This is a genomic window from Pseudomonas sp. Y39-6 (genome assembly GCF_023651955.1).
Taxonomy (GTDB): domain Bacteria; phylum Pseudomonadota; class Gammaproteobacteria; order Pseudomonadales; family Pseudomonadaceae; genus Aquipseudomonas; species Aquipseudomonas veronii.
The window spans coordinates 2829554-2854316 of the sequence record NZ_CP069594.1; the positions used below are offsets into that span (position 1 = coordinate 2829554).

Consider the following 24763-nt stretch of genomic DNA (forward strand, 5'->3'; position numbering starts at 1 on the left):
ACAGCCCGGGCTATCCAGAAAACGTGCCTGCAACTATGCTTCGCACACATCTTAATGACTGTTTTCTATGTGCGGCCCAAATGAAAATTGACGATATCGATGCTTTTGTCGAAGTGATTCGGTGCCAGTCCATCAGCCATGCCGCCGAGTCGTTGCAACTGACCCAGCCGGCCATCACCCGCCGTGTGCAGAACTTCGAGCAGGCGTTGGGCGTGGAGCTGTTCGACCGCAACACCAAGCCCCTCAAGCCTACGCTGATCGGCACGCGCGTCTATGAGCAGTGCCGGCTGATCCTGCGTGAGATGGATGCCCTGCGCGAACTGGTGGCCACCGATGCGCCGCCCACCGGGTTGTTGCGCCTCGGTGTGCCGCAAACCATCGGCGACGTGGTGCTGCTCGATGCGCTCAAGCACCTGCGCACCGAATACCCTGACCTGCGCGCCCAGGTCGCCACTGGCTGGGGCAGCCAATTGGTCGGCAAGATCGAACGCGGCGAGCTGGATGCGGCGGCGGCGTTGTTCCCGGCCGGCAAGATTTTCCCGGACAACGTGGTGGGTGAATCCATCGGCAAGATGGAGTTGGTGGTGGTCTGCGCCAAGGCACAGTTGCCGAAGAAACCGTGCAAGCTGGCCGATGTGTACCAGAACGGCTGGATCCTCAACCCGGACGGCTGCGGCTTCCGTGCCGGCTTGCAACGCACCTTGTCCGATCAGGGCCTGGCGTTGCGGGTGAACCTGGAAACCTTCGGCACCGAGCTGCAACTGGGCCTGGTGGCGGACGGCCTGGGCCTGGGCCTGGTACCGCGCCCGTTGCTGGAGCGTAGCGCCCACCGCGAGCAACTGGCAGTGATGCCGCTCAAGGACTTCAAGCCGGTGATGAACCTGTGGCTGATCTACCCGCACTTCCTCGGTAACCTGCAAGGGCCGGTGGATGCGTTCGGCAAGTGGGTGGCGGACGCCTTGCACAAGATCCGCAACGCCGCTTGACCCCTGTGGGCGTGTAGGGGCGCGGGCGGCAAGGGCTTTAACCTGACCTTAGATAACGTTGTGTTTTCCCTGGGCCTGAGGTCTGATGGGCGCGGAAAATTGCTGGGTCAGGTGGGTCACTCATGCGCGAAGAACTCGCACACTATGGCGGTATTACCGTCATGATTCCGGCCGCGCTGGTCATCGCTGTGTGGCTGCGCTATTCGTCGCCGCGGGCGCTCAAGGGATGGCTCATCACCGTCGCTTGCACTTATTCAATCGTGGCGTTCAGCAAGTTGCTGTTCAAGGGCTGGGGCGTTTCGTTTCAACACCTTGATATTGCTGTGCTCAGTGGCCACGCCATGAACACATGCCTGGTGGTCACCGTGGCAATGAGTTTGGTGGCGCGCCAGTTCAACCCGGCCTTGCGCTGGCCCGCGGCGCTCGCCGGATTGATCGCCACCGGTTGGTTCAGTGCTTATTGTGTCGCGCCGTACATCCACCCTCTGAACGAGGCGCTGGCGGGCGGGTTATTGGGCGCGGTGGCCGCGCTGACGTTCTTGTGGCGAATAGATGTCGCGCAGGTCAATGTGTCGCCATCGCTGATCGGCGCTGGGGCAGTGGTCGTGTTATTGAGTGCGCTGGTGCCCAAGTACAACGCCGAGAACCTGCTTAACCATGTCGCCGTCAGCGTCTCCGGGGCGTCACGCGCCCATCAGGAACCCGCGTGGCGCGTCGGTTCCGGGCCGATCAAGGCGCAATGAGTGGAGGCGAGTCTTGAACGGGCATACCGGTTGATGGGCGTCCCTCGGTGTTGAAGATGTTCGCCAGTAGCTCGTCGGTCTTGGTTTGCATGAAATGGCGGTCGCCACGGCTCTCTACGCACAGGCAGACGGACAGGGCATTACTGACTTGCAACTTGAAGCGCCAGTCGGCGAAGACCATGGACAGCCCGGAACCGGATTCGTCGAAGTCTAAAGAGTTGCTGGCATATAACATGTGCATTCGCTCAACCACCGTTGTCGAGTTGTCGACATTGACATGAATGTTTCCCGAAGACGGGAACAGGCCAATACGCTCTACCAGTAACTTTGAACTTTTCATGGCCGTGCCTCGTTGCTGTACTCGTTGGGCACTTTATTATGAAGAGGCGCAAAAGTAAGGGAATGTTATTTTTAGTCGGATAATACAATTATTGTTATTTATTGTCCTGCTCGACAGATAGTCGCCCTATGTCAGCTGTGATCATAATTAAAGGGTCGTAAGTTGTTGGTTGTTGAAAGTTGGAGATAAGGTAGTCCCTTTGCCGATTTATTACTGTGCGGTGTGTGGGAGGTTGCCTTGTTCAAAAAAGTTTTGATTGTGTGTATCGGCAATATTTGCCGCAGTCCCACTGCGCAACAACTGCTAGGGGCCGCCCTTCAACCATCCGATATCAAGGTGAGTTCGGCGGGCTTGGCGGCATTGCGTGATCACCCGCTGGAGTCCACGGCAAGCGAAGTCCTGCGAGAGCATGGGCATGTTCCCCAGGAGCACAGGGCCCGGCAACTGAGCGTTGAGGCCGTGAGCGAGGCTGACCTGATCCTGGTGATGGAGCAGCATCACGTTGACGGCGTACTCAACCTCGCTCCCGAGGCCCGGGGCAAAGTGTTCCTGCTGGGTAAGTGGCAGCAAGAGCGTGAAATCAGGGACCCCTATCGACAGGGCAAGCCGGCCTTTGTGCAGGCCTATGCCTTGATTGAGCAGGCCGCAGAGGCCTGGGCACAGCGCTTGGCGCGCTGACGCCCTTTTAACGATTGCAAGGACGAAGAGTCGATTTATGTATTCACCCCAGAACGCCTCCGCTGACAATCCGCATCATGACGAGATCGATTTGCTCGGCATGTTGGGCACGCTGATCGATCACAAATGGCTTATTGCGGGAGTCACCGGTACGTGCATGTTGATCGGCGCAGCCTACGCGGTCCTGTCGTCTCCGGTGTACCAGGCCAACGCCTTGATCCAAGTGGAACCGAAGAAAAACGATATGCTCGGTTTCTCCGATGTGAGTAGTCTGTTGGGCAAGGAATCACCGGCGGTGACTGAGATCGAGCTGATCAAGTCGCGCACGATCATCGGCAAGACGGTCGATACCTTGAAGTTGGACATTACCATCACACCCCAGCACTTCCCGTTGATTGGCGGCTTTCTTGCCCGGCATTATGCGCCGCAAACCCCGGGCGATATCGCACCGCCACTGTTCGGCATCAGCCGCTATAGTGCCGGTGGAGAGCGCCTGAGCCTAGCGACGTTGAAGCTACCGGCCGCACTACTGGGTACCACCCTGGTGCTGGTGACCGGAGATGATCAGAGCTACCAACTGTTTGACGAGGACGATCGGCAGATCGCTGCGGGCCGCGTCGGCGAACCTTTCGCCGAGGACGGCGTGGAGGTGCTGGTCGAAGTCCTGCGGGCTAACCCGGGGGCGCGTTTCAAGATTGTACGCAAGCCACGCCTGGATGCAGTTGCTGATTATCAGGACCTGCTCAATGTGGTGGAACGCGGTAAGGAATCGGGGATCATCAGCCTATCGCTGGAGAGCACACACCCAGCTTTGGCGGTGCGTACGCTGAATGAAATCTCCAGCCTGTATGTGCGCCAAAATGTTGACCGCACTTCAGCCGAGGCGGCGCAGAGCCTAGCGTTCCTCAATGATCAATTGCCACAGGTGCGCCGCGACTTGGAGAAGGCTGAAAGCGCGCTGAATAGCTTTCAGACCCGGAGCAAATCCATCGACATTAGCCTCGAAGCCAAGGCTGTGCTCGATCAGGTGGTGGCCCTGGACACCGGCATCTCCGAGCTCAAGCTGCAACAGGCCGAAATGGACCGCAAGTTCACCCGTCAACATCCGGCCTACCGTGCGTTATTGGCCAAGCTTGATGAACTCACCGGTAAGCAGGCGCAATTGACCAAACGGATCGAAGGTCTGCCCAGCACCCAGCAAGAACTGTTGAGCCTGACCCGAGATGTACAGGTGGGCACCGAGATTTATACCCAACTGCTCAATCGTTCCCAGGAACTGGATGTGATGCGGGCCGGCACCGTGGGTAACGTGCGCTTGATCGACAGCGCCGACGCTAACATCAGCAAGCCCGTAGAGCCGCGCAAGGTCATTGTGGTACTGCTGGCGATGCTGCTCGGCGGCATGCTTTCGGTGGGCCTGGTGCTGATGCGCAGCCTGCTCAGCCGTGGCTTGGAAAACCCCGATGACATCGAGAAACTCGGCTTGCCGGTGTATGCATCGATCCCATTCAGCTCGTTGCAAAAGACCGAGGAAATCCGTGCCTTCAAGGGTCGCTCAGCGGTGCCGTCGCTGCTGGCCATGAATCATCCTAATGACCTGGTTATGGAGGCAATGCGCAGCCTGCGCACCAGCCTGCATTTCGCGATGCTGGAGGCGAAGGACAATCGCCTGATGATTTGTGGTCCCAGCCCGGGGGTGGGCAAGACGTTTGTCTCGGCAAACCTGGCTGCGGTGGTGGCCCAGTCTGGGCAGCGGGTATTGCTGATCGATGCGGATATGCGCAAGGGCTATATGCACAAAATGCTCGGTACTACGGCGGAAATAGGTTTGTCGGATCTGTTGGTCAAACGGTGCCAATTGCAGGAGGCGACTCAAAAAACTGATGTAGAACTGTTTGATTTCATCGGTCGCGGGCAGATCCCACCCAACCCGTCCGAATTGCTGATGCATCCCAATTTCGCTGCGTTGTTGGCCGAGGTCAGCGAGCTGTATGACCTAGTGATCATTGATACGCCGCCATTGCTGGCGGTGACGGATGCCGCCATTGTCGGGCGTCAATCCGGAACAAGCCTGCTGGTGACCCGTTTTGGCATCAATTCGGCGAAGGAAGTCGAGCTGACCCTACGGCGCTTTAATCAGAACGGCATCGAGCTCAAGGGCGCGATCTTCAATGGTGTGGAAAAACGTCGTTCTGCCAGTTACGGCTACGGCGATTACGGTTACTACCACTACGCCTACCAGTCCGACAAAGCCTGACGACTTATGAGCAAGGTTCTTGAGAAGCCGCCGCTGGTATCCCGTTCGCTGTCGAGCCGGTTTCGCCTCAATGTTTTGAGTTATGGCTATACCCAGCTGGTGACACTGGCGGCGCAATTGGTACTGGTGCCGTTCTTCCTGCATGCCTGGGGTACCGGGCGTTATGCCGATTGGTTGGTACTCACCGGTATTCCGTCGATGCTCAGCCTGTTGGACCTGGGCGTTGCCCAAGCCTCTGCCACTCGCGCTACGGTACGCGCAAGCCAAGGGGATGTGCCGGGTGCGCGGCGCAGTGTGCAGACTGCGTTGGCATTCACCCTGGTGGTGGTTGCACTGGTGTTGCTGTTCTCATTGACCCTGGGTCGGTGGATCGACTGGGTTGGGTTATTGAAGCTCAAGAGCCTCGACCCTGGCCAGGCGAGCCTGGTGGTGGTGTTCATGTCCGGTTACCTGTGTACGCGTTTATTGGGTGGGCCGATTGAGGCATGGTTCCGGGTGATCGACAAAACCGTCGGCGGTGTCTTTATCATGGCCAATCGCAGAACTTTGGATATCGTGCTGTCGATTCTCATCCTGATGCTGGGCGGTACCGAGCTGCAGTTGGCCCAAGGCATGTTCTTCAGCCAAGCGCTGTTCGTTGTGTTGGTGACGCTGTTTGTGCGACGTGTTTCGCCGTGGCCGCTGCTTGGACTGGCGTCGGCCTCCTGGGCAGAGTTTCGGGGTATTTGGAAACCCGCCGTGGGCAGCGCAGCCATCCCGCTAGCACAGTTGATCACCCTTCAAGGCGGTTTGCAGTTGCTGAACCAGATCGCCGGCCCAAGCGTAGTGGTGGGTTACACCATGGCACGAACCTTGATGCGGTTGATCATCCAGTTGGGCATCACCTGCAGCAATGCGCTGACCCCAGAAATCTCGCGCCTGGCCGGGCGCGGCCAGTTCGAGGAAGCTCGGCGCTTTACCCAGCGCGCCAGTTCCCTGGTGCTGAGTGTGTGCGTGCTGGTGTACGGCGCCGGTATCTGGGGCGGCCCACAGATTATTGCGCTGTGGAGCCATGGTTTGGTGCAGATTGACCGGGTGTCATTGGCGCTGATCGGCTCCCATACAATTTTGAACGTGGCCTGGTTCATTCTCGCGGCGATGTTGATCTCCACTAATCGTCATACCCGTACATCGGTGATTTACGCGCTGAGCAGCCTGTTGGTGTTGCTATTGTGGATGCTGTGCATTGACCGGATTGACCCGTTGTTGGGGGCTTCGTTGTTGTTGTCGCTGCCAGAGCTGGTGGTGTTGGTGTATCTGCGGTTGATTAGTAAGGTGCAGTTCGCTGGGGAGGTTTCCCCATGACGTTGTCCCAGGCGCGCCTGACCCTATACCTGCCGCTGACGTTTTTCGCCTTGCCGTTGGCGTTGAGCAATAACCTATCGCAGCCCTTGGCATTGCTGCTGCTATTGCCCTTTGTGGTGTATGCGGCGCGCGGATTCACCCGGGCTGCAGCCTTGCTGTCGCTCGTGGTTGGCGCCAGCGTCCTGCAGGTGCTGGTGTCCAGCGGCTCGAAAATTTCCTTGTATCAATTCTTGCGTTCCGGAATTCCGTTTTTCTATTTTGTGCTGCTGTTGGCCGGCTATAGCTATGCGCTGGCCAATGTGGAGAAAATTGCCCGCGCCCACAGCGTCAGCTATCGCCGCATCATCGAACGGGCGATTTACATTTTTGCTCTTGGTCAGTTGCTGCAAGTGAGCCTGTATGGCGTTGGTATTGACTTGACCAACGCTGCCTCCAAGTCCAGTGACGAGGTGGGCAGGATCATGCTGTTTCCCACTAGCTCGGCCGTGCTGCTGTTTTTCTATGCCTGTTGCCAGCGCAAGATCGCGTTGATGCTGATCCTTGCGGTGACACTGCTGGCGGCCGGCTCCAAGACCATCCTGGCGGCGATGGCGGTGATGATCCTGTTATCAGCGATCACCCAGCGCAAGCTCAAATCTCTTGCGGTGCTAGTAGTGGCCATTGTTGCCTTGGGCACTCTGACGTTTTATGCCAGCCCCCTGGCTGTGTCGCGCTTTGCCACATATTTGTTTGAGGAGAAGGGCGAGGACGTCACCCGTGCCTTCGAGATCTCTCACGCCAAGACGTCCTTTCTGGAGAGCCCGGCCACGGTGTTTCTCGGTAATGGCCTGGCGAAGCAATTGACGCCGGGGGTGCCAACCAATGACGAGCGTTGGTTCGAGAATTCCAAGTTTGACATCGAGAACGGGTATTGGGGCGTACTCGCGAAGTTGGGCTTGGTGGGGGTCGTGCTATTTGGTCTCCTGTTCAGCACCTTGCCACGCAACTCCGTGTCGCTGGCGGTGGGGGCGATCCTGCTGATCTTTTCGTTCAAGACCAGTTATCAGTTCTTCACCACTTTTGACGGCAGCTATTTGTTGGTGTGGTCGATATTCATCGGTCTGCTCAATAAAGCAGCACCTGCGCGCCAGGCCTTTGTCCTGCCTACACCCTCTACACATTCCTTATTAAGACAGGCTGGATCATGAGCGCATCTGTACGCCCCGTCAGGGCTGGGATACTGACGTACCATTTCAGTGAGAACTTCGGCGCTGTGTTGCAAGCCTATGCGTTGCAGCGTTGGTTGCAGCAACAGGGCTTGCAGGTCAGCCTGATTAACTACCATCCGGCGTACGTCGAAGACGGCAGCGAGCTCAAACAGCTGCTGAATCCACGTCACTTCAAGGGCAATCTCAAGGCGCTGTACTTGAAAACCCTGTCTTTGAAAACCCGGGTGTTTGGGGCTAACGCCCAATCTCGTCAGTTTGAGGCGTTCAAGGTGCGCTTCCTGAATATCGACGGGCCGCGCTATACCTGTGCAGATCAGCTCAACCAAGCGGTCCGCGGCCAGCAGTTGCTGGTGGCAGGCAGTGACCAGATTTGGAATCCTTCGGGCCAGACAGGCCTGGACCCCGCCTATTTTCTCGCTTTCGATTGCGACAAGGCTATTCGGCGCATCTCTTACGCCGCGAGCTTTGGCAAGGAGTACCTGGAGCCTGAGTACCATGCTGAAGCCGAGGTGCTGCTCAAGCAACTGTCAGCGGTCAGCGTGCGTGAAGAGAGCGGGGTGGAAATTGTCCAACAGGTTTCGGGGCTGACGGCCCAGTGTGTGCCCGACCCGACGCTGCTGCACCGCGATTACTCGGCGTTGCTGGCCACGTCCACCCAGACGCGCAGCGGCCATGTGTTCTGTTATGCGCTGCGTACTGGCGTCGGCGTCAGGGAGGTCGCCCAGGCGTTGTCCTGGCACGTCGCTGGACCGATTGTTTCACCCTATAACGCGCACCGGCGCTGGCGGCAGATCGGCCAGACGGTGCAAGTAGGACCGCAGGACTGGCTCAAGTTGTTGAAGGAGTCGGCATATGTGGTGACCAACTCTTTCCATGCAACAGTGTTCGCGATCATTTTCGAGAAGCCGTTTATTGCCGTTGGCTTGCCGGGCAGCAAGGCCTCGCTCAACGCCCGCGTGCGCAATCTGCTGGCAAAGCTGGAACTGTCCCAGCGCTTTTTGCCGGCTGACAACACCGATCAGGTGCATAGCTTGATTGCTGCGCCGATTGACTGGGTCGCGGTGCGCGCTCGGCGTCAGGCGTTGCAGCAAGTGGGTGAGCGCTATTTGTTGGAACAGCTTGCGGCGATCAAGTCATGAGTGGTTTTGAACGCCTGAAGTATGTAGACACCTTGCCCCGCAGCAACAAGGCTCGGCGCCTGGTATGGGGCGCGGTGTATCAGTTGCTGTTTCGCCCCACGCCACGCTGGATGCTGCATGGCTGGCGGTGTTTCCTGCTGCGCTGTTTCGGCGCCAGGATCGGTGTTGGTTGCCGCATCGCACCCACATGCTGCATCTGGGCACCGTGGAACCTTGAAGTCGGTGACTTTACAGCCATCGCCGATGGAGTGGATGTGTACGCCATGGCCAGGATCACCATTGGATCAAAAGTCGCCATCAGCCAACGCAGTTTTTTATGCGCGGGCACCCATGACACTCGCAGCTTGCTGCGGCCGCTGGTAACTCGAGAGATCGTCATCAAGGACCACGTATGGGTTGCCGCCGAGTCGTTCATCCATCCGGGTTGTCTGGTGGGCGAGGGTTGTGTGGTTGGCGCGCGCTCGGTGGTCACCACCGATTTGCCGGCCTGGATGATTTGCGTCGGCGCGCCCTGCCGCCCCATCAAACCGAGAGACATCGCACAATGAAACAGGTAAAGCGCATGATGGATAAGACATGGAAGTTGATGTTTTTCTTGAGCGAGTTTTTTCGCGACATGTATACGTTTGTTCGCCACAACGGGTATTCGCCGTTCGCGAACCGCAACAAGAAGTTGTTTTACAAAATCCTAATTGAAACCCACACCGTTGAAAAAGGCTTGTCGCTCAAGGAGCCCAAACCGTTGTTCGGAAAGGACAAAATCAACGGCATCATTCATATGCTCAACGAGTACGACCGCACCTACTCAGCGTTACCGCTGGAAATGGCTCTGGGCGCCTTCCAGGGTTATCTCGACCTGCATCGTACTCTGGGTTTGAGCGATGACTTTCTGTTTTATCTGGATGCTTATGTCGAGCATCTTAAGCGCGACGGCACCCTAGGCAATGGCGGCACCAAGCGCGCCGCGCCGTGGCTGGGCAATGGCGAGTTGGACGCCAAGGCGTTCCTGCAGTCGCGCTCCAGTTGCCGGATGTTCCAGCCCGGCAAGCTTGACAGCTGCTTGCTTACCTCGCTGGTGGAGCTGGCGCAGTCGGCACCGTCGCAATGCAATCGCCAGTCGTCGCGGGTGCATGTCTACCAGGACCGTGCGGTGATTGCGCAAATGCTCGAGCTGCAAGGTGGCTCACGTGGCTTTGCGCATTCCGTGGACAACCTGTTCGTGGTCACCTCAGAAGTGACCGCCTGGGGTGGTGCCGGCCAGCGTAACCAGCTGTATGTCGACGGTGCGTTGTTTTCCATGGGCTTGCTGCTGGCGTGTCATGCCAATGGGCTGGGCGCTTGCCCGTTGAACCTGGCGATCCTGAACGCAGTGGAAAAGAAAATTCGCAGCGTGGGCGGTATCGAAGCCAGCGAGCGGTTGATCATGATGATCGCGGTGGGCAAGCCTCTGGAAAGCCACTTCCGGGCCGCGCGTTCGCCACGGCGTCAGACCGCCGAAATTCTGCAACTGCACGGTGGCTGACATGAAACGCGAAACCGTCAGTGTGATCATCCTCACCTACAACGAAAGCCTGCATATCGCCCGCGCGATCGAGTCGGTGCGCGCCTTCAGCGACGAAGTGCTGGTGGTCGACTCGTTCTCCAGCGACGACACCTGCGAGATCGCCCGGCGCCACGGCGCCCTGGTGGTGCAGCACGCGTTCGTCAACCAGGCCAGGCAGTTCCAGTGGGCGCTGGATAATTTGCCGATCACCGGTAACTGGACGATGCGCCTGGACGCCGATGAAATAATCGAGGCCGATCTGGCGGCGCAGATCAACACGCGGCTGCCGACGCTGGACCAGGGCATCACCGGCATCAATTTCAAGCGCAAGCATATTTTCATGGGCCGCTGGGTGCGCCATGGCGGCCGCTACCCGTTGAAGATGCTGCGGCTGTGGCGCACGGGGCAGGGGCGCATCGAAGATCGCTGGATGGACGAGCACATCTCGGTGGCCGAGGGTCGCACCATCACCCTGGAGGGCGGGTTTGCCGATCACAACCTGCACGACTTGACGTTCTTCACCCACAAGCACAACCAGTACGCGACCCGTGAAGCGATTGAGATCATCAACTCGCGCCTGGGGTTGTTTGCGGTGCGCCATGAATTGAATGAGGGCCACAGTTCGTTCCAGGCCAAGCTCAAGCGCCTGGTTAAAAACCGGGTGTATAACCGCGTGCCGTTTACCTTGAGTTCGACGGCGTACTTCCTCTGGCGCTACATCGTTCAACTGGGTTTTCTCGATGGCCGCAGCGGCCTGGTTTATCACTTGCTGCAAGGTTACTGGTACCGCTTTCTGGTGGGCGCCAAGGTGCTTGAACTGGAAACCGCGATCGCTCACTTAGACGATAAGGACTCAATCGTCCGCGAACTTTCAAAGTTGACCGGACATAACTTGACGCTGCCCATACCGAAATAACTGACCGTTTTTAACAAACACCCAAGTTCGGGTGTCGGCCTTCGCTCGCCTATTATTTGGGAGATAGACATGAAAAAAGTCGCGCTTATTACCGGGATTACCGGGCAGGATGGTTCTTACCTGGCGGAACTGTTGCTGGAAAAAGGCTACGTCGTGCATGGCTTGAAACGCCGCTCTTCGTCGTTCAATACCCAGCGCATCGATCACATTTACCAAGACCCCCAAGCCCTGCATAAAAACCTGATCCTGCATTATGGCGACCTGGCGGACTCGTCCAACCTGACGCGCATCATCCAGCAGATCCAGCCGGACGAGATCTATAACCTCGGCGCCCAATCCCACGTGGCCGTCAGCTTCGATTCGCCGGAATACACCGCCGACGTAGACGCCCTCGGCACCTTGCGCATCCTCGAGGCCATCCGTCTGCTTGGCCTGGAAAAGAAGACCCGCTTCTACCAGGCCTCCACGTCCGAGTTGTACGGGCTGGTGCAGGAAACCCCGCAAAAGGAAACCACGCCGTTCTATCCGCGCTCGCCCTATGCCGTGGCCAAGCTGTATGCCTACTGGATCACCGTGAATTTCCGCGAAGCCTACGGGCTGTATGCCTGCAACGGCATCCTGTTCAACCACGAGTCGCCCCGTCGTGGCGAAACCTTCGTCACCCGCAAGATCACCCGCGCCTTGACCAACATCGCCCTGGGCCTGGAGCAATGCCTGTACATGGGCAATATGGACGCCTTGCGCGACTGGGGCCATGCCAAGGACTACGTTCGCATGCAGTGGATGATGCTGCAGCAGGACAGCCCCGAAGACTTCGTGATTGCCACCGGGGTGCAGTATTCGGTGCGCGATTTCATTCGCTGGTCGGCGGCGGAACTGGGGCTGCGCTTGCGCTTTGTCGGCGAGGGCGTGGAGGAAGTCGGGGTGGTCGAGCACATCGACGGCGACCTGGCGCCCGGCATGCTGGTGGGTGACGTGATTGTGCGGGTGGACCCGCGTTACTTCCGCCCGGCGGAAGTCGAGACGCTGTTGGGCGACCCGTCCAAGGCCAAGCAGAAGCTGGGCTGGGTGCCGGAAATCAGCGCCCAGCAGATGTGTGCGGAGATGGTCCGCGAAGACCTGCAAATCGCGCGGCGCCATGCGTTGCTGCGCCTGCACGGCCACGATGCGCCGATTGCCGTGGAGAACTGAGCATGGCACGTGATCTGAACGCACGGATCTTTGTCGCCGGCCATCGCGGTATGGTCGGCTCGGCCATCGTGCGCCGCCTCTGGGCCTTGGGCTATACCCAGATCCTCACCGCCGGCCGCGATCGACTGGACCTGTTGGACCCCGCGGCCGTGCACGCGTATTTCGCCGAACAACGGGTCGACCAGGTGTACCTGGCGGCGGCCAGGGTCGGTGGGATTCACGCCAACGCCACGTACCCCGCCGATTTCATCTACCAGAACCTGATGATCCAGGCCAATGTGATCCACGCCGCCCACACTCATGGGGTGTTCAAGTTGTTGTTCCTCGGATCGTCGTGCATCTACCCGGTGCTCGCCGCCCAGCCGATGACCGAGCAGGCGCTGCTTGCCGGCTCGCTGGAACCGACCAACGAACCCTACGCCGTGGCCAAGATCGCCGGCATCAAGTTGTGCGAAAGCTACAACCGCCAGCACGGGCGCGATTACCGCAGTGTGATGCCGACCAACCTGTACGGCCCGGGCGACAACTACCACCCGGACAACAGCCATGTGATCGCCGGCTTGCTGCGCCGTTTTCATGAGGCGGTACAGCGCGGTGACGAAGAAGTGCTGATCTGGGGCAGCGGCGCGCCACGGCGCGAGTTCCTGCATGTGGATGACATGGCGGCCGCCAGCGTGCATGTGATGGAACTCAGCCAGGAGGGCTATGGCGAACACACCGAGCCCATGCGTTCCCACGTCAACGTCGGCACCGGCGTGGATTGCACCATCCGCGAACTGGCCGAGGCGCTGGCCCGGGTCACGGGCTTCAAGGGCCGTTTGCGGTTCGATACCAGCAAACCCGACGGTGCGCCGCGCAAGTTGCTCGATGTCAGCCGTATCAACGCCCTCGGCTGGGAAGCCTACGTGCCGTTGGAGGAGGGGCTGCGCGATGCCTACAACGCGTATCTCGCGGCCCTCGAACAGCCTCGGGGCCATTAATGAAGATCCTTTTGTATGGCATCAACTACAGCCCCGAGCTGACCGGCATCGGCAAGTACAGCGGTGAACAGGCGCGCTGGCTCGCCAGCAAGGGTCACGCGGTGCGGGTGGTCACGGCGCCGCCGTATTACCCGCAATGGCAGGTCGGCGAGGGCTACTCGGCGTGGCGTTTTCGCACCGAACAGGTCGACGGCGTGACGGTGGTGCGCTGCCCGTTGTACGTGCCGCGCAAGCCCACGGCGCTGAAGCGCTTGCTGCACCTGATCAGCTTTTCCGCCAGCTCGTGCCTGGCGGTATTGGGGCAACTGCGCTGGAAACCGGACCTGGTCATCCTGGTGGTGCCGACCTTGTTCTGCGCGCCCCAGGCCTTGTTGTTGGCCAGGCTGTGTGGCGCCAAGTCCGTGCTGCATATCCAGGATTATGAAGTCGATGCGATGTTCGGCCTGGGCCTGGGCGGCAGCCCGTTACTGCGGCGACTCGCGTGGGGCGTGGAGCGCGGCTTGCTGCGGCGCTTTGACCGGGTCTCGACGATATCCAGCGGCATGCTGGAGAAGGCGGCCGGCAAAGGCGTCGAGGCGCAGCGCCTGCTGTTCTTTCCCAACTGGTCGGAGACCGAGCGTTTCCTCGATGTACCGCGCAACAGCGGGCTGCTGGAACGGCTCGGCGTGCCGGCGGGAAAGCGGGTGCTGTTGTACTCGGGCAACATCGGCGAGAAGCAGGGGCTCGAACTGATCCTCGATGCCGCCCAGGCTCACGTCCATCGCCCGGAGCTGGTGTTTCTGATCGTCGGCCAGGGCGCCGGCCAGGCCCGCCTGCTGCAGCGCGCACACAGCGAGGGCCTGCATAACGTGGTCTTCGCCCCGTTGCAGGCGTATGAAGACTTGCCTGCGCTGCTGGCCTCGGCGGACGTCCACCTGGTGATCCAGAAACGCGGCGCGGCGGATTCGGTATTGCCCTCCAAGTTGACCAATATTCTGGCCGTCGGCGGCAATGCAATCATCACCGCCGACCCCGATACCACCCTTGGCCGGCTGTGCGACGAGCATCCGGGCATTGCCGTGCGGGTCGAACCCGAATCGGTCAGCGCCCTGAATGCAGGGATCGAGCGGGTGCTGGCATTGCCTGTGCGCAACAGGGTGGCGTTGAACTACGCCGCGGATTTTCTCGATAAAGAGCGTGTCCTCCAACGCTTTATGGCACAGGTCTGACGCTTATGTGGCTTGATTTACCGACCTTCAATACGGTCGTGACGTCGACGCCGTTGGTGGCCATCGACTTGATCGTGAGGAAACCCAACGGCGATACGCTGCTGGGCTTGCGGATCAACCGGCCGGCCTATGGCTTCTGGTTCGTCCCCGGCGGGCGCATCCAGAAAAACGAAACCCTGGACGACGCCTTCCGCCGCCTGACCCACGAAGAACTCGGCCACACCTTCGAACGCGCCGATGCGCAGCTGCTGGGTGTGTTCGAGCACTTCTACGATGACAGCGTCTTCGCCAACGCCGGGAACGGCCCGGACACCCACTACGTGGTGCTGGGTTATTGCCTGACCCTTGCCGAGAATCAGGTCCTGGAACCGCCCACCGAGCAGCACCGGCATTACCGCTGGTGGCCGCTGGATGAGCTGCGCTACAGCCCACGTGTACACGAGAACACCCGTGCCTATTTCTGACCCTCTATCGAAGGACGCGTTCATGTTATTACCGGTGATCTTGGCGGGCGGTTCGGGTTCGCGCCTGTGGCCGCTCTCGCGGCAACTGAACCCCAAACAGTTCTTGCGCCTGACCCATAAAAGCCTGTCGATGTTGCAGCAGACCATCGGTCGACTGGAGGGCGCGGATGTCGCCTTGCCGCAAGTGATCTGCAATGAGCAGCACCGTTTTCTGGTGGCCGAACAATTGCGTCAATTGGGCATGGAGCAGGCGAGCATCCTGCTCGAACCCATGGGGCGCAATACCGCGCCGGCGATTGCGCTGGCGGCCTGCAAGGCGCTCGACGAGTCCCGCGACCCGATCCTGCTGGTGCTGGCGGCGGATCATCTGATTGAAGATGTTCCCGCGTTTCATGCCAGCCTCGCGGTGGCGCTGCCGCTGGCCGAGGCCGGCAAGCTGGTGACGTTCGGCATCACGCCGACCAGCGCGCACACCGGGTACGGCTATATCGAGCAGGGCGAGGCGGTGGGCGAGGGCGGGTATGCGGTGAAGCGTTTCGTCGAGAAGCCGGATGCCGCCACCGCTGCCGACTACGTGGCGCGGGGCGATCATTACTGGAACAGCGGCATGTTCATGTTCCGTGCCAGCCGTTACCTGGACGCCTTGGCACGCTTGCAGCCGGCGATTCTCACGGCCTGCCGCGCGGCGTTGGCCGCGGGTAGCCAGGATCAGTTGTTCACCCGGGTCGATGAGGCGCTATTCGCCGCCTGCCCGGACGACTCCATCGATTATGCGGTGATGGAAAAAACCAGCGACGCGATCATGGTGCCGTTGCAGGCCGGTTGGAGTGATATCGGTTCCTGGTCGGCGTTATGGGAAGCCAGCGAGAAAACCGACGGCGGCAACGTGCTGCAGGGCGATGTGCTGCAACTGGATACCCGCGATACCTACGTGAACGCCGACAGCCGCCTGGTCGCCACGGTGGGCGTGCAGGACCTGATCATCGTCGAAACCAAGGACGCGGTGCTGGTGGCGCACAAGGACCAGGTGCAGCAGGTCAAGGGCATTGTCGACCAACTCAAGCGCGACGGGCGTCATGAGCACCTCAACCATCGTGAGGTCTACCGGCCCTGGGGCATGTATGACGCCATCGACAGCGGCCACCGCTACCAGGTCAAACGCATCACCGTGAAGCCCGGCGCCAAGCTGTCGGTGCAGATGCATCATCACCGTGCGGAGCACTGGATCGTGGTCAGCGGTACGGCCAAGGTCACCAATGGCGAACAGACGTACCTGGTCTCGGAGAACCAATCGACCTACATCCCCATTGGCCAGGTGCATGCCTTGGAGAACCCTGGCGTGATTGCACTGGAATTGATCGAAGTGCAGTCGGGTTCTTATCTGGGCGAGGACGATATTGTGCGTTTCGAAGACAAGTACGGCCGGGCCTGAGGTTTTCCGACAATTAATAACATTTGCTCCGATGTTAAACCGCCAGCCTTGTTAGTTTCGCGGCCTCAACGTGTTGATACACGGGGGCTGGCTTCGAGAAATGTTATTTTCGAACGAATACGTTCAACTTTCCGGGTAATGTCCGGGCTGGTGCGTTGTTTACTTGAGTGGCACTATCAAGGTGTATTTCAGCGGCACCCGCTCGTTTGCTAAATGCTCACTATCGATAAGGAGTCTGATATGAGAAAACAACTGGCTATTATTGTGCTCAGTCTCTTGAGTACTTCTGCCATGGCTGCCGAGTTGCCGCTTGGCCTGAGTACCGCGGTGGTCGGCTCTGTGACGGTGGGGGAAACCCTGCTGGTCGGCGCGGCCCTGGTCGCGGGCGTCGCCGCCGCGTCCAGCAGCGGTGGCAGCGCCAATGGAGGCACCACCACAGGCACCACTGGCACCACGGGTACCACCGGTACCGGCAACTAACAGAACGCCTTCCGCTTTATAAGACTGCTTGGAAACCCCTCCCAAGTAGTCTTTTTTTCTTGTCGTTTATCGCGAGTGTCTTAGCACTATGATGCGTATTTTTTCTGTGGCGGTCGTGGCCTCCGCATTGTTACAAGGCTGCATGTTTGCGCCCGGTCAATATATGGACACCGAGGCAATGACCAAGGAGGGCGGTGCTGAAAGCAGTCGCGTGGAGTTGATCCCGATTACTCCAAAGTTGCTGGCCATGGACGCGGCGACTCAAGTCTCTTATGCGCTTCCCAAAGAACTGCTCGATTATAAACCCGGGCCCTATTTGATCGGCCCAAATGATGCGTTGTACATCACGGTCTGGGACCATCCGGAATTGACTGCGCCTTCCGGTCCGCAGCAGCAAATCGATGCCAACGGGCGCCTGGTCAACCCCGACGGCAACCTGTTCTACCCCTACGTGGGCGAAGTGGTTGCCAAGGGCCGCACCCTCGCGGCGCTGCGCAGTGAAATCACCGATAAGCTCCGTCAGTACATCGACAGCCCCCAGGTGGATATCAGTGTGCTGCGTTTTGCCAGCCAGCGAGTGGTGATCACCGGGGCAGTGCTCAAGGCTGGGCCTGTACCGATCACCACCACCCCGATGAGCGTCATGGAGGCCATCGGTGCTTCCGGCGTCGATCCGATCAATGCCGACCTCTCGAACCTCACGCTGACCCGCGGCGGCAAGCGCTACACACTCGACCTGGACACGTTCAATCTCAACCCGTCGCGCTTGAACGATATCTACCTCAAGGACGGTGACCAGTTGTACCTGCCCTACAACGACCGCAAGCGCATCTATGTGATGGGCGAGGTCATGCAGCCCCGCGCATTGAGTTTCAAGACACGCAGCATGAACCTCACGGATGTGTTGGGCTCGGTGGGCGGCATCAACCAGAACACCTCGAACGCCGATGCGATCTACGTGATCCGCGGCGCACAGAACCTGGACACGCAACCGGCCAAGGTCTTCCATCTGCAAGCCGGCTCCCCGGCAGCCATGGCCCTGGCCACGCGCTTCGATGTGCAACCCCAGGACGTGGTGTTCGTCGGCCCCGCCAATATCACCCGCTGGAACCGGGTCATCAGTCAGTTGATACCTTCCGCCTCGATCATCGGCACCGGTGCTTCCACCCAAAACAACCTGAGCGAAGCCAACAGCCGATAAGGGTGGAACCTGCGTGAACAGTGTGAAAACCGGTATTTACGTGTGCCTTGCGTGGCTGTTGTGCGGCTGCAATCCACTGATGCAGGCCTCGCTCGATACCTTCAAGGCGGCCGTCGTCGGGCCTGCGCCATTGGTGCTGAGCCAGGCCCAGGTGGACGCCGTGCCGTTTCCCCAGATCAAAGTGACCACGGTGTCCAGCGAAGGCGTGATGGCGTTGATTCGTCAGCGCGACGACCTGCAGTTCTGGGTCGCCTCCGGCAAACAGGTGCTATTGATGCGCGATGGCCTGGTGGTGCGTACCGTTGGCCTCGGCACTGATCTGGATGGCACGCGCTGGCAAGGGCAGTCGCCGTTCCAGCAGGGGCTGCACCGCGTGCCGGACGGCTACCGCAGCAGCCGGCAGATCGACCTGGTGGATGGCTATCGCGTCGGCATCACCGTCACCAGCCGCCTGACCCGCGAGGGCATGGAGACGCTCGAAATCCTCGACAAGCCTTACACCTTGTTGCGCGTCGATGAGGACATCGAAGCCGAGGCGCTGGGGTTTCGTGCGCGCAACCGTTATTGGGTCGACCCCACTGACGGCTTCATTGTGCAGAGCGAACAGCACCTCAGCCCGCGCCTCACGTTGAAAATCACCCAACTGCAACCCGCCCGCAAGGAGGCCCGATGACCGCCCGCAAACGATGGGCGCTGGCGCTGTTGTGGAGTTGTGCCAGTGCATGCCACGCCGCCCTGACGGTGAGCGGCCAAGTCCTGCACCCCGGGCCGATCGCCCTGCCGCCCGAGGCGCGCTTGCTCGACGCGATCATTGCGTCACAACCGGATGCCCAGGGCTATTGGCTGGCGGCGGCTTGGCTGCACCAGCCATTGATCGAGCCCCAGGCCCGGCTCAAAGCCGGTGTGCTGTTTGACCTGGATACGTTGCGCCAGGCTGCCTTGGCCGCCGGGTACGACAGCCGGGCCGACTTGGCGGCGCGCGTTTATCGACAGGTGCAGGCCTTGCCGGTGACCGGCCGGCAACGCGCGATGCTGGACCCGGTGGCGGTGGAGGTCGGTTTTGCGCCCAATCTGCGGGTCAGCGACGGCGATCGACTGATCTACCCGCCCAGGCCGGCAGGTGTGCGCGTCCTGGGCGCGGTCGCGCAGCCTTGCACCCTGGTGTTCCAACCGATGCGGGCGGCACGCGATTATCTCGACGAATGCCCGGCGGTGGCGGGGGCCGACGTCGACTACCTGTGGCTGATCCAGCCCGACGGCCTGGTCACGCGCCTGGGCATTGCCCCCTGGAACCGCGAGACGGCGGCCGCGCCTGCACCGGGCAGCACGCTGCTGGTGCCGCTGCGCAGCGACGACCTGGAACCGCCCACCCCTGAGCTGAACCAACAACTGGCCGAGTTTCTTGCCACCCAACCCCTGGCTGAGGTCACGCCTTGAAATTATGTATTGCAGCCGTGCTGCTGGTGCCCTGTGGCGTCGCGCACGGCGATCCGCGTTACACCCAGAGTGATTTTGGCGGGGTCGGGCTGTTGCAAACCCCGACCGCACGCATGGCCCCGGCCGGCGAACTCAGCGTCAATGCCAACCGCACCGAACCTTACAGTCGCTACAGTTTTTCCGCGCAACCGCTGGACTGGCTCGAAGGCACCTTTCGCTACACCGCCATCACCAACCGCCCCTATGGTCCCGAATCGTTCAGTGGCAGCCAGAGCTACAAGGACAAGGCCGTCGACGCCAAAGTGCGTCTCTACGAGGAAAGCCACTGGTTGCCCCAGGTCGCGCTGGGGATGCTCGACCTGGGCGGCACCGGGCTGTTTTCCAGCGAGTACCTGGTGGCCAACAAGCGTTATGGCGAATTCGATTTCAGTGCGGGCATCGCCTGGGGTTACCTGGGCAGCCGGGGCGATTTTGGCAACCCGCTGGGCGCGCTGAGTGATCGCTTCAACGAGCGGCCCACCGCCGAAGGTTCCGGCAATTTCTCCAACGGTTACTTCCGCGGCCGGCCCGCGCTGTTTGGCGGCGTCGCCTACCAGACACCCTGGGCGCCGTTGAGCCTCAAGCTGGAATACGAGGGCAACGACTACCAGAACGAGCCTCGAAACAACCATCTGCGCCAGGACTCGCCGGTCAACCTCGGGCTGGTTTACAAGGTGGCCGACTCCGTCGACCTGAGTGCCGCGTGGGAGCGCGGCAACACGGCGATGTTCGGTATCACCCTGCACACCAATTTCGTCAGCCGCAAGGCGCCGGTCAAAACCTACGACCCGCCGGCCCCCAAGCTGCCCGCTCAGGCGCCGAGCGTCGCGATGGATCAAGTGGATTGGGCCGCGGTGTCCAAGCGTTTGCAGGACAATGCCGGCTATAACGTGCAGCGGATTGCCCAGCGCGGCCCTGAGTTATTGGTGTATGGCGAGCAGCAGCGCTATCTCTACAGCGCCAAGGCCGTGGGGCGCGCCAGCCGTATCCTGGACGACAGCGTCAATGACCAGATCAGCTGGTTCACCCTGGTGAGCGAGCGGTACGCCATGCCGATCGAAGAAACCAGCGTGCCCCGCGAGACGTTCCGCGAGGTGGTCAACCAACGCGAGCCCCTGCAGACCCTGCATCGCCAGACCGAAGTCAACCCGCCCAGCGCCCAGGCGCAAACGCTGCTTTACACCCAAGCGCCCAAGCCCCTGAGCTACGGCGTCGGGCTGGGTTACAAGCAGAACGTCGGCGGGCCGGATGGCCTGCTGTATCAGATTTCCGCCGACCTCGACGCCGAATACCGCTTCACCCGCAACACCTGGTGGAGCGGCCTGCTCAGCGTCAACCTGCTGAACAACTACGATGGCTTCACCTACGACGCGCCCAGCGGCTTGCCGCGCGTGCGTACCGATCTGCGCAAGTACATGACCAGCTCTGACGTGACCGTGCCGACGTTCCAGCTCAACCACGCGGTGCGACTGGATCAGGACCTGTATGGCATGGTCTACGGCGGGTTGCTGGAATCGATGTACGCCGGTGTCGGCAGTGAGGTGCTGTACCGGCCGATGGGCCAGCGCTGGGCCTTGGGCGCCGACCTGAACTACGTGCGCCAGCGCGGGTTCGAACAGGACTTCAGCCTGCGCGACTACCGCACGGTCACGGGGCATATCACCGGCTACACCGACTTGCCGTTCAACACACAGGGTGCGCTGAGTGTCGGTCGCTACCTGGCCCGGGACTGGGGCGCCACCCTGGACTTGTCGCGCGAGTTCAACAATGGCGTGCGGATTGGCGCCTGGGTCACCCGCACCACCGCGTCAAAAGAAGCCTTTGGCGAAGGCAGCTTCGACAAAGGCCTTTACCTGTCAATTCCCTTTGATGAGCTGATGAGCCTGTCGACGATGCGCCGCGCCAATCTGGTGTGGGCGCCGCTGACCCGCGATGGCGGCGCGCGCCTCAATCGCGCGTATTCGCTGCATACGATGACCGATGGCCGTGACAGTGATCTGTTCTATCGGAACTTCGAGAAGATCACTGAATAGACAAGGAAAGGGGGACGTGAAGTCCCCCTTTGTTTGCCTCAGTAAATGTCTTTGGACAGCAGTGTGAACGGCGTTTTCAGCAGGATCTTGATGTCCAGCCACAGTGACCAGGTGTTGATGTAGCGCAGGTCGATGTCGACGCGCTTTTGCATCTTCTCCAGGGTCTCGGTCTCGCCCCGGCACCCATTGATCTGCGCCAGCCCCGTGATACCGGGCTTGATACGGTGGCGCGCCATGTACGCGTGAATCTTCCCTGAGTAGTAGTCGTTGTGCGCAACTGCATGGGGCCTTGGACCGACCAGGGCCATGTGCCCTTGCAACACGTTGAACAACTGCGGCAGTTCATCGATGGACGTGCGGCGCATGAAACGCCCCACGGGGGTGATGCGTGAATCGTGGCGGCTGGCCTGGCGTACTTCGTGGTCGTCATGCACGCGCATCGAGCGGAACTTCCAGACCTTGATCACCTGACCGTTCCAGCCGTGACGGTCCTGCTTGAAGATCACCGGGCCGGGGGAGGTCAGTTTGATCAGCACGGCGAACAGCAACAGCAGCGGGCTCAGCAGGATGAGCGCGAGCAAGGCCACGCTTTTGTCCAGCAGCGACTTGCTCAGTGCGGCGGTCGGACGGCTGGTCAGCGGGCTTTCATTGAGGAAAATCGCCGGCAGGCCGTCCACCTCGGCCACGCAGTGATTGAGCAGCAGCATGTTGTTGAGGTCGGGGACCCAGATGACGTCGACGCTGATCTCCAGCAGGTTGATGTACAGCGCCTCGATATGGGTGGCTTCCTGCAGCGAATGGGTGATGTACAGCCTGCGGATGCCGTGCTGCCGGATCAACTGCGGGAGGTCCGGCAGCTCGCCGAGTATCTGCGATTGCACGCCCGGGGCTGCAGTCGCCGTGGCGCCGACGAGGCCGACCAACGGTGAGCGTTTTTGCCGGGAAAGTGTTTTCGCCAGGTCGGCAGCAAGTTTACCGGTACCCACGATCAGCGATTTATGTCGCTCGTGAAGTTGCCCGTGGTAATAGCGGGAAAGACTGTGGACCGGGATGTAACAGAGCGCCAGCACGGCATAACTAATCGCCGCCCACAGTAGCAGGATTTCGAGGGGGAACAACGCGTTAGCATTGCAGGCAATACCCACCGCAACCAGTATCAGCAGGGTAAGTAACCAACCCATGAAGAGTCGGCCCAGTCCCACCGCGTAATCATCTTTCTTGCTGTAGACGTCACATAACATATAGGCCGGGATCGAGGCCAATATGCTAAAGGCAGCCAATACCCGGTAGGGATATTCCAGCTGGCCAGTCTTTAAAATAACCAATGCAAATAACAGTGTGACGACCAAACTTGACGCCAGCGTCCACTGCCCCCAAAAGGTCAGACCTTTGGGTGTTAGGTTACGATGCATTCTCCGGTTATTCAGCATACTACTGCTCCCAGTGGTGACCACTCATGGTGGCAGGCTTAAGCGAGGCGTGGCATTGAAACAGCCAAATAGACAGGCACGCGTAGGCGCGCACAGATTGATATTAATCAACGGCAGGGGGCAGTAGCTGACGAGTTATAACAGGCACATAGCGATAGTTAAGTGGCTGTTGGGTGAGACGGATTGTTATAAAAAGGCAGAGAGTGGAGCGTGATCAACGCCAAGATTAACGACTCTAGAATTATTATATTTTTTTTCAGCGAAGCTGCTGGGCGAGTTCCAGGGGGTTTTTTATCCTCTGGGTCAAGCAATAGCCCCGATTTCTCACCGAACGGAACAAACGCTCGCCATCGTTGACGCGCTTGAATTTTTCCTGAAGTCGGCTGAGGCACATTTCCAGGCCGCGATACAACTCAGGTTCACGACCAATATTGCGAATAAGTTCTTCTTTACTCACCACGCGTTCTTCATGATGTAACATTTTTTTGATAAGTGCTGACTCGATCGTGGTCAAGGAAATGCGTAAACCACCCTTGACCAACATTCGGTCATGTTGTGTAAAGGTCCAGTAGTCGGGTGCCTGTAGCGGAGGTTTTTCGGTGAGGGTCGCCAGCGCTTTTTGAGGCCTGTCGGTGCTGTGGAGTTGAACGTTTAGTTCCAGTTTATTGTAGGGTTGCAATGTTTTGTAAATGACCGGCGTTGATGCGTTATTGGCGCTGTCGGGTTTTTCGATCGTTGAGTTGTTAGTGTAGTGCGAATTGAAATACTGGTTGCCAAACAATGGCGTGCTGGTTGCCTGGGTTTCTGCTGTCTTGGTTCGCGGCGGGCAAGCTATATCGCCATAGAGTAACTCCGCATGCGACGCAAAGTCGGGCAGCGGAATAAAGGTGGGCGTAGTGGTGGATAGGTGTTTTTTGAGTGAGCTCATAGTGGTTACCATGGTCCTATGGGTTGAGTGTTATACATTTTCGGCCGGCGAGTAATAACCGCCCTGAAAGTAATTGAAAGGCAAACGCTTAGCGAGTGTTGCACTGTCAGAGAATTCAACTTTGTCTGCAATGAATGAGGCTCGGCTGGTGCTTATCAGCTCTAACATGCGGTCGTAGAGCCGGTCGAACAGATCTGAGCGTATATTCAGGCTGAGTCTCAGGAGCACATCCGGAAATGGCATTTTTATATAGTCATAGAGTTTCAGTTCGATCAATAGGTCGGCCTGCTTTGTATCCAGAGTGTAGTTATTGTAGGCAAGCTTGATACTGCTGCGGTCTTTGAGGTTATACAGTTGGCGCACCATCGCGCGGCGTTCTGCGGGGCCGGGAAGTGCGTCCAAGGGGTTTTCTATAGTGATAACGAGTTGCTGCTTATAGCTTTCCAAGACATGCGCGACCTGGATAAGTTCCTTGAGCGTGTCTTCGGACATAAGCGTTGATTGCTCGATGCGCAGAAATTTATGAGTCACCGGCTGTGCAGAAGCAAGTGGTAAATGGCTAAAATCGGCAGTCATGCGTGGGTCGATGCGCGACAGGGCGTCACGGTAGGCGCATTTAAGTTGAGCGCGATACAAAGGCTGCGAATGCTCTGGGAGATTGAGCAGATTATGTGCGCTGGTTACGCGAATCTCATTGCCCCAAAGTGCGCAACTGCGCTCAACTATCGCTTGTCTGAAGAGCTTGGGTTGGGCTATTGTGACAGGCGATATTTTCTCGTTATTCAC

Annotated in this window: 24 protein-coding genes; 20 read left to right on the forward strand and 4 right to left on the reverse strand. The window is 59.4% G+C overall.

Features of this window, described 5'->3' with window-relative positions; genetic code table 11:
- Nucleotides 1-80: 80 nt before the first annotated feature.
- A complete protein-coding gene (locus JN756_RS13035) occupies nucleotides 81-986 on the forward strand; it encodes a LysR family transcriptional regulator (protein WP_046383844.1) in 906 nt (301 codons plus the stop codon).
- A gap of 122 nt (nucleotides 987-1108) precedes the next feature.
- The gene (locus tag JN756_RS13040) at nucleotides 1109-1729 is read left to right on the forward strand and encodes a hypothetical protein (RefSeq protein WP_046383843.1); all 621 of its coding nucleotides are present in this window, start codon (nucleotides 1109-1111) and stop codon (nucleotides 1727-1729) included.
- Here JN756_RS13040 and JN756_RS13045 read toward each other — a convergent pair.
- Nucleotides 1716-2069, reverse strand: coding sequence for a phosphomannomutase (locus JN756_RS13045; protein ID WP_236255108.1), 354 nt, complete (start codon nucleotides 2067-2069; stop codon nucleotides 1716-1718). The two genes, JN756_RS13040 and JN756_RS13045, sit on opposite strands and share 14 nt — an antisense overlap.
- A 237-nt stretch (nucleotides 2070-2306) precedes the next feature.
- On the opposite strand from JN756_RS13045, the gene JN756_RS13050 reads away from it, so the two are divergent.
- The 18 genes from JN756_RS13050 to JN756_RS13135 all read left to right on the forward strand — a co-directional run bounded on the left by JN756_RS13050 (nucleotide 2307) and on the right by JN756_RS13135 (nucleotide 21619).
- Nucleotides 2307-2747 carry a low molecular weight protein-tyrosine-phosphatase gene (locus JN756_RS13050; RefSeq protein ID WP_126589021.1) on the forward strand — a complete coding sequence of 147 codons (441 nt, stop codon included), beginning with the start codon at nucleotides 2307-2309 and terminating at the stop codon, nucleotides 2745-2747.
- A 37-nt stretch (nucleotides 2748-2784) separates the two neighbouring features.
- Nucleotides 2785-5004 carry a polysaccharide biosynthesis tyrosine autokinase gene (locus JN756_RS13055; RefSeq protein WP_126589020.1) on the forward strand — a complete coding sequence of 740 codons (2220 nt, stop codon included), beginning with the start codon at nucleotides 2785-2787 and terminating at the stop codon, nucleotides 5002-5004.
- A 6-nt stretch (nucleotides 5005-5010) separates the two neighbouring features.
- Nucleotides 5011-6348, forward strand: coding sequence for an MATE family efflux transporter (locus tag JN756_RS13060; RefSeq protein WP_046488494.1), 1338 nt, complete (start codon nucleotides 5011-5013; stop codon nucleotides 6346-6348).
- Nucleotides 6345-7535 carry an O-antigen ligase family protein gene (locus JN756_RS13065; protein WP_046488493.1) on the forward strand — a complete coding sequence of 397 codons (1191 nt, stop codon included), beginning with the start codon at nucleotides 6345-6347 and terminating at the stop codon, nucleotides 7533-7535. Before JN756_RS13060 ends, JN756_RS13065 begins: the two co-directional genes overlap by 4 nt.
- Nucleotides 7532-8695, forward strand: coding sequence for a polysaccharide pyruvyl transferase family protein (locus JN756_RS13070; protein ID WP_169882073.1), 1164 nt, complete (start codon nucleotides 7532-7534; stop codon nucleotides 8693-8695). Before JN756_RS13065 ends, JN756_RS13070 begins: the two co-directional genes overlap by 4 nt.
- Nucleotides 8692-9243: an LbetaH domain-containing protein gene (locus tag JN756_RS13075; protein ID WP_046488489.1), complete on the forward strand. Its 552-nt coding sequence runs from the start codon at nucleotides 8692-8694 to the stop codon at nucleotides 9241-9243. The genes JN756_RS13070 and JN756_RS13075 overlap by 4 nt, the downstream gene beginning before the upstream one ends.
- A gap of 14 nt (nucleotides 9244-9257) precedes the next feature.
- Nucleotides 9258-10217 carry a nitroreductase family protein gene (locus JN756_RS13080; RefSeq protein ID WP_162231516.1) on the forward strand — a complete coding sequence of 320 codons (960 nt, stop codon included), beginning with the start codon at nucleotides 9258-9260 and terminating at the stop codon, nucleotides 10215-10217.
- A gap of 1 nt (nucleotide 10218) precedes the next feature.
- Nucleotides 10219-11154: a glycosyltransferase family 2 protein gene (locus tag JN756_RS13085; protein ID WP_198864908.1), complete on the forward strand. Its 936-nt coding sequence runs from the start codon at nucleotides 10219-10221 to the stop codon at nucleotides 11152-11154.
- A gap of 69 nt (nucleotides 11155-11223) precedes the next feature.
- Nucleotides 11224-12345, forward strand: a complete 1122-nt coding sequence (gene gmd, locus JN756_RS13090; RefSeq protein ID WP_046383834.1) for a GDP-mannose 4,6-dehydratase — start codon at nucleotides 11224-11226, stop codon at nucleotides 12343-12345.
- A 2-nt stretch (nucleotides 12346-12347) separates the two neighbouring features.
- Entirely contained in the window at nucleotides 12348-13325 is a 978-nt protein-coding gene (gene fcl / locus JN756_RS13095; protein WP_046383833.1) for a GDP-L-fucose synthase, read from the forward strand.
- The gene (locus JN756_RS13100; RefSeq protein ID WP_108526500.1) at nucleotides 13325-14533 is read left to right on the forward strand and encodes a glycosyltransferase WbuB; all 1209 of its coding nucleotides are present in this window, start codon (nucleotides 13325-13327) and stop codon (nucleotides 14531-14533) included. Before fcl ends, JN756_RS13100 begins: the two co-directional genes overlap by 1 nt.
- Nucleotides 14534-14538: 5 nt before the next feature.
- Nucleotides 14539-14997, forward strand: a complete 459-nt coding sequence (locus JN756_RS13105; RefSeq protein ID WP_046383831.1) for a GDP-mannose mannosyl hydrolase — start codon at nucleotides 14539-14541, stop codon at nucleotides 14995-14997.
- A gap of 22 nt (nucleotides 14998-15019) precedes the next feature.
- Entirely contained in the window at nucleotides 15020-16429 is a 1410-nt protein-coding gene (locus JN756_RS13110; RefSeq protein ID WP_046383830.1) for a mannose-1-phosphate guanylyltransferase/mannose-6-phosphate isomerase, read from the forward strand.
- Between the two features lie 240 nt (nucleotides 16430-16669).
- The gene (locus JN756_RS13115) at nucleotides 16670-16909 is read left to right on the forward strand and encodes a hypothetical protein (RefSeq protein WP_046383829.1); all 240 of its coding nucleotides are present in this window, start codon (nucleotides 16670-16672) and stop codon (nucleotides 16907-16909) included.
- Between the two features lie 88 nt (nucleotides 16910-16997).
- Nucleotides 16998-18110, forward strand: coding sequence for a polysaccharide biosynthesis/export family protein (locus JN756_RS13120; RefSeq protein ID WP_079443579.1), 1113 nt, complete (start codon nucleotides 16998-17000; stop codon nucleotides 18108-18110).
- A gap of 13 nt (nucleotides 18111-18123) precedes the next feature.
- Nucleotides 18124-18783, forward strand: coding sequence for a YjbF family lipoprotein (locus JN756_RS13125; protein WP_046383827.1), 660 nt, complete (start codon nucleotides 18124-18126; stop codon nucleotides 18781-18783).
- Nucleotides 18780-19547 (forward strand): capsule biosynthesis GfcC family protein, encoded by a 768-nt coding sequence (locus tag JN756_RS13130; RefSeq protein ID WP_046383826.1) that lies wholly within the window; start codon nucleotides 18780-18782, stop codon nucleotides 19545-19547. The genes JN756_RS13125 and JN756_RS13130 overlap by 4 nt, the downstream gene beginning before the upstream one ends.
- The gene (locus JN756_RS13135) at nucleotides 19544-21619 is read left to right on the forward strand and encodes a YjbH domain-containing protein (RefSeq protein WP_057004819.1); all 2076 of its coding nucleotides are present in this window, start codon (nucleotides 19544-19546) and stop codon (nucleotides 21617-21619) included. The genes JN756_RS13130 and JN756_RS13135 overlap by 4 nt, the downstream gene beginning before the upstream one ends.
- A gap of 38 nt (nucleotides 21620-21657) precedes the next feature.
- Here JN756_RS13135 and JN756_RS13140 read toward each other — a convergent pair whose 3' ends face one another.
- From JN756_RS13140 to JN756_RS13150, 3 genes are all read right to left on the reverse strand, one after another.
- The gene (locus JN756_RS13140) at nucleotides 21658-23049 is read right to left on the reverse strand and encodes an undecaprenyl-phosphate glucose phosphotransferase (RefSeq protein WP_108526496.1); all 1392 of its coding nucleotides are present in this window, start codon (nucleotides 23047-23049) and stop codon (nucleotides 21658-21660) included.
- A 256-nt stretch (nucleotides 23050-23305) separates the two neighbouring features.
- Nucleotides 23306-23977 (reverse strand): winged helix-turn-helix domain-containing protein, encoded by a 672-nt coding sequence (locus JN756_RS13145; RefSeq protein WP_108526493.1) that lies wholly within the window; start codon nucleotides 23975-23977, stop codon nucleotides 23306-23308.
- 30 nt (nucleotides 23978-24007) lie between these two features.
- Nucleotides 24008-24763 (reverse strand): YuxH family protein, encoded by a 756-nt coding sequence (locus JN756_RS13150; protein WP_057004816.1) that lies wholly within the window; start codon nucleotides 24761-24763, stop codon nucleotides 24008-24010.

What these genes read in the sequence shown, in the direction of transcription:
- JN756_RS13120 (WP_079443579.1), top strand. Translation starts at nt 16,998, where the DNA reads ATGATGCGTATTTTTTCTGTGGCGGTCGTGGCCTCCGCATTGTTACAA.
- JN756_RS13105 (WP_046383831.1), top strand. Translation starts at nt 14,539, where the DNA reads ATGTGGCTTGATTTACCGACCTTCAATACGGTCGTGACGTCGACGCCG.
- JN756_RS13065 (WP_046488493.1), top strand. Translation starts at nt 6,345, where the DNA reads ATGACGTTGTCCCAGGCGCGCCTGACCCTATACCTGCCGCTGACGTTT.
- JN756_RS13145 (WP_108526493.1), bottom strand. Translation starts at nt 23,977, where the DNA reads ATGAGCTCACTCAAAAAACACCTATCCACCACTACGCCCACCTTTATT.
- JN756_RS13100 (WP_108526500.1), top strand. Translation starts at nt 13,325, where the DNA reads ATGAAGATCCTTTTGTATGGCATCAACTACAGCCCCGAGCTGACCGGC.
- JN756_RS13110 (WP_046383830.1), top strand. Translation starts at nt 15,020, where the DNA reads ATGTTATTACCGGTGATCTTGGCGGGCGGTTCGGGTTCGCGCCTGTGG.
- JN756_RS13080 (WP_162231516.1), top strand. Translation starts at nt 9,258, where the DNA reads ATGATGGATAAGACATGGAAGTTGATGTTTTTCTTGAGCGAGTTTTTT.
- fcl (WP_046383833.1), top strand. Translation starts at nt 12,348, where the DNA reads ATGGCACGTGATCTGAACGCACGGATCTTTGTCGCCGGCCATCGCGGT.
- JN756_RS13055 (WP_126589020.1), top strand. Translation starts at nt 2,785, where the DNA reads ATGTATTCACCCCAGAACGCCTCCGCTGACAATCCGCATCATGACGAG.
- JN756_RS13040 (WP_046383843.1), top strand. Translation starts at nt 1,109, where the DNA reads ATGCGCGAAGAACTCGCACACTATGGCGGTATTACCGTCATGATTCCG.
- JN756_RS13060 (WP_046488494.1), top strand. Translation starts at nt 5,011, where the DNA reads ATGAGCAAGGTTCTTGAGAAGCCGCCGCTGGTATCCCGTTCGCTGTCG.
- gmd (WP_046383834.1), top strand. Translation starts at nt 11,224, where the DNA reads ATGAAAAAAGTCGCGCTTATTACCGGGATTACCGGGCAGGATGGTTCT.
- JN756_RS13070 (WP_169882073.1), top strand. Translation starts at nt 7,532, where the DNA reads ATGAGCGCATCTGTACGCCCCGTCAGGGCTGGGATACTGACGTACCAT.
- JN756_RS13115 (WP_046383829.1), top strand. Translation starts at nt 16,670, where the DNA reads ATGAGAAAACAACTGGCTATTATTGTGCTCAGTCTCTTGAGTACTTCT.
- JN756_RS13140 (WP_108526496.1), bottom strand. Translation starts at nt 23,049, where the DNA reads ATGCTGAATAACCGGAGAATGCATCGTAACCTAACACCCAAAGGTCTG.
- JN756_RS13085 (WP_198864908.1), top strand. Translation starts at nt 10,219, where the DNA reads ATGAAACGCGAAACCGTCAGTGTGATCATCCTCACCTACAACGAAAGC.
- JN756_RS13130 (WP_046383826.1), top strand. Translation starts at nt 18,780, where the DNA reads ATGACCGCCCGCAAACGATGGGCGCTGGCGCTGTTGTGGAGTTGTGCC.
- JN756_RS13045 (WP_236255108.1), bottom strand. Translation starts at nt 2,069, where the DNA reads ATGAAAAGTTCAAAGTTACTGGTAGAGCGTATTGGCCTGTTCCCGTCT.
- JN756_RS13035 (WP_046383844.1), top strand. Translation starts at nt 81, where the DNA reads ATGAAAATTGACGATATCGATGCTTTTGTCGAAGTGATTCGGTGCCAG.
- JN756_RS13075 (WP_046488489.1), top strand. Translation starts at nt 8,692, where the DNA reads ATGAGTGGTTTTGAACGCCTGAAGTATGTAGACACCTTGCCCCGCAGC.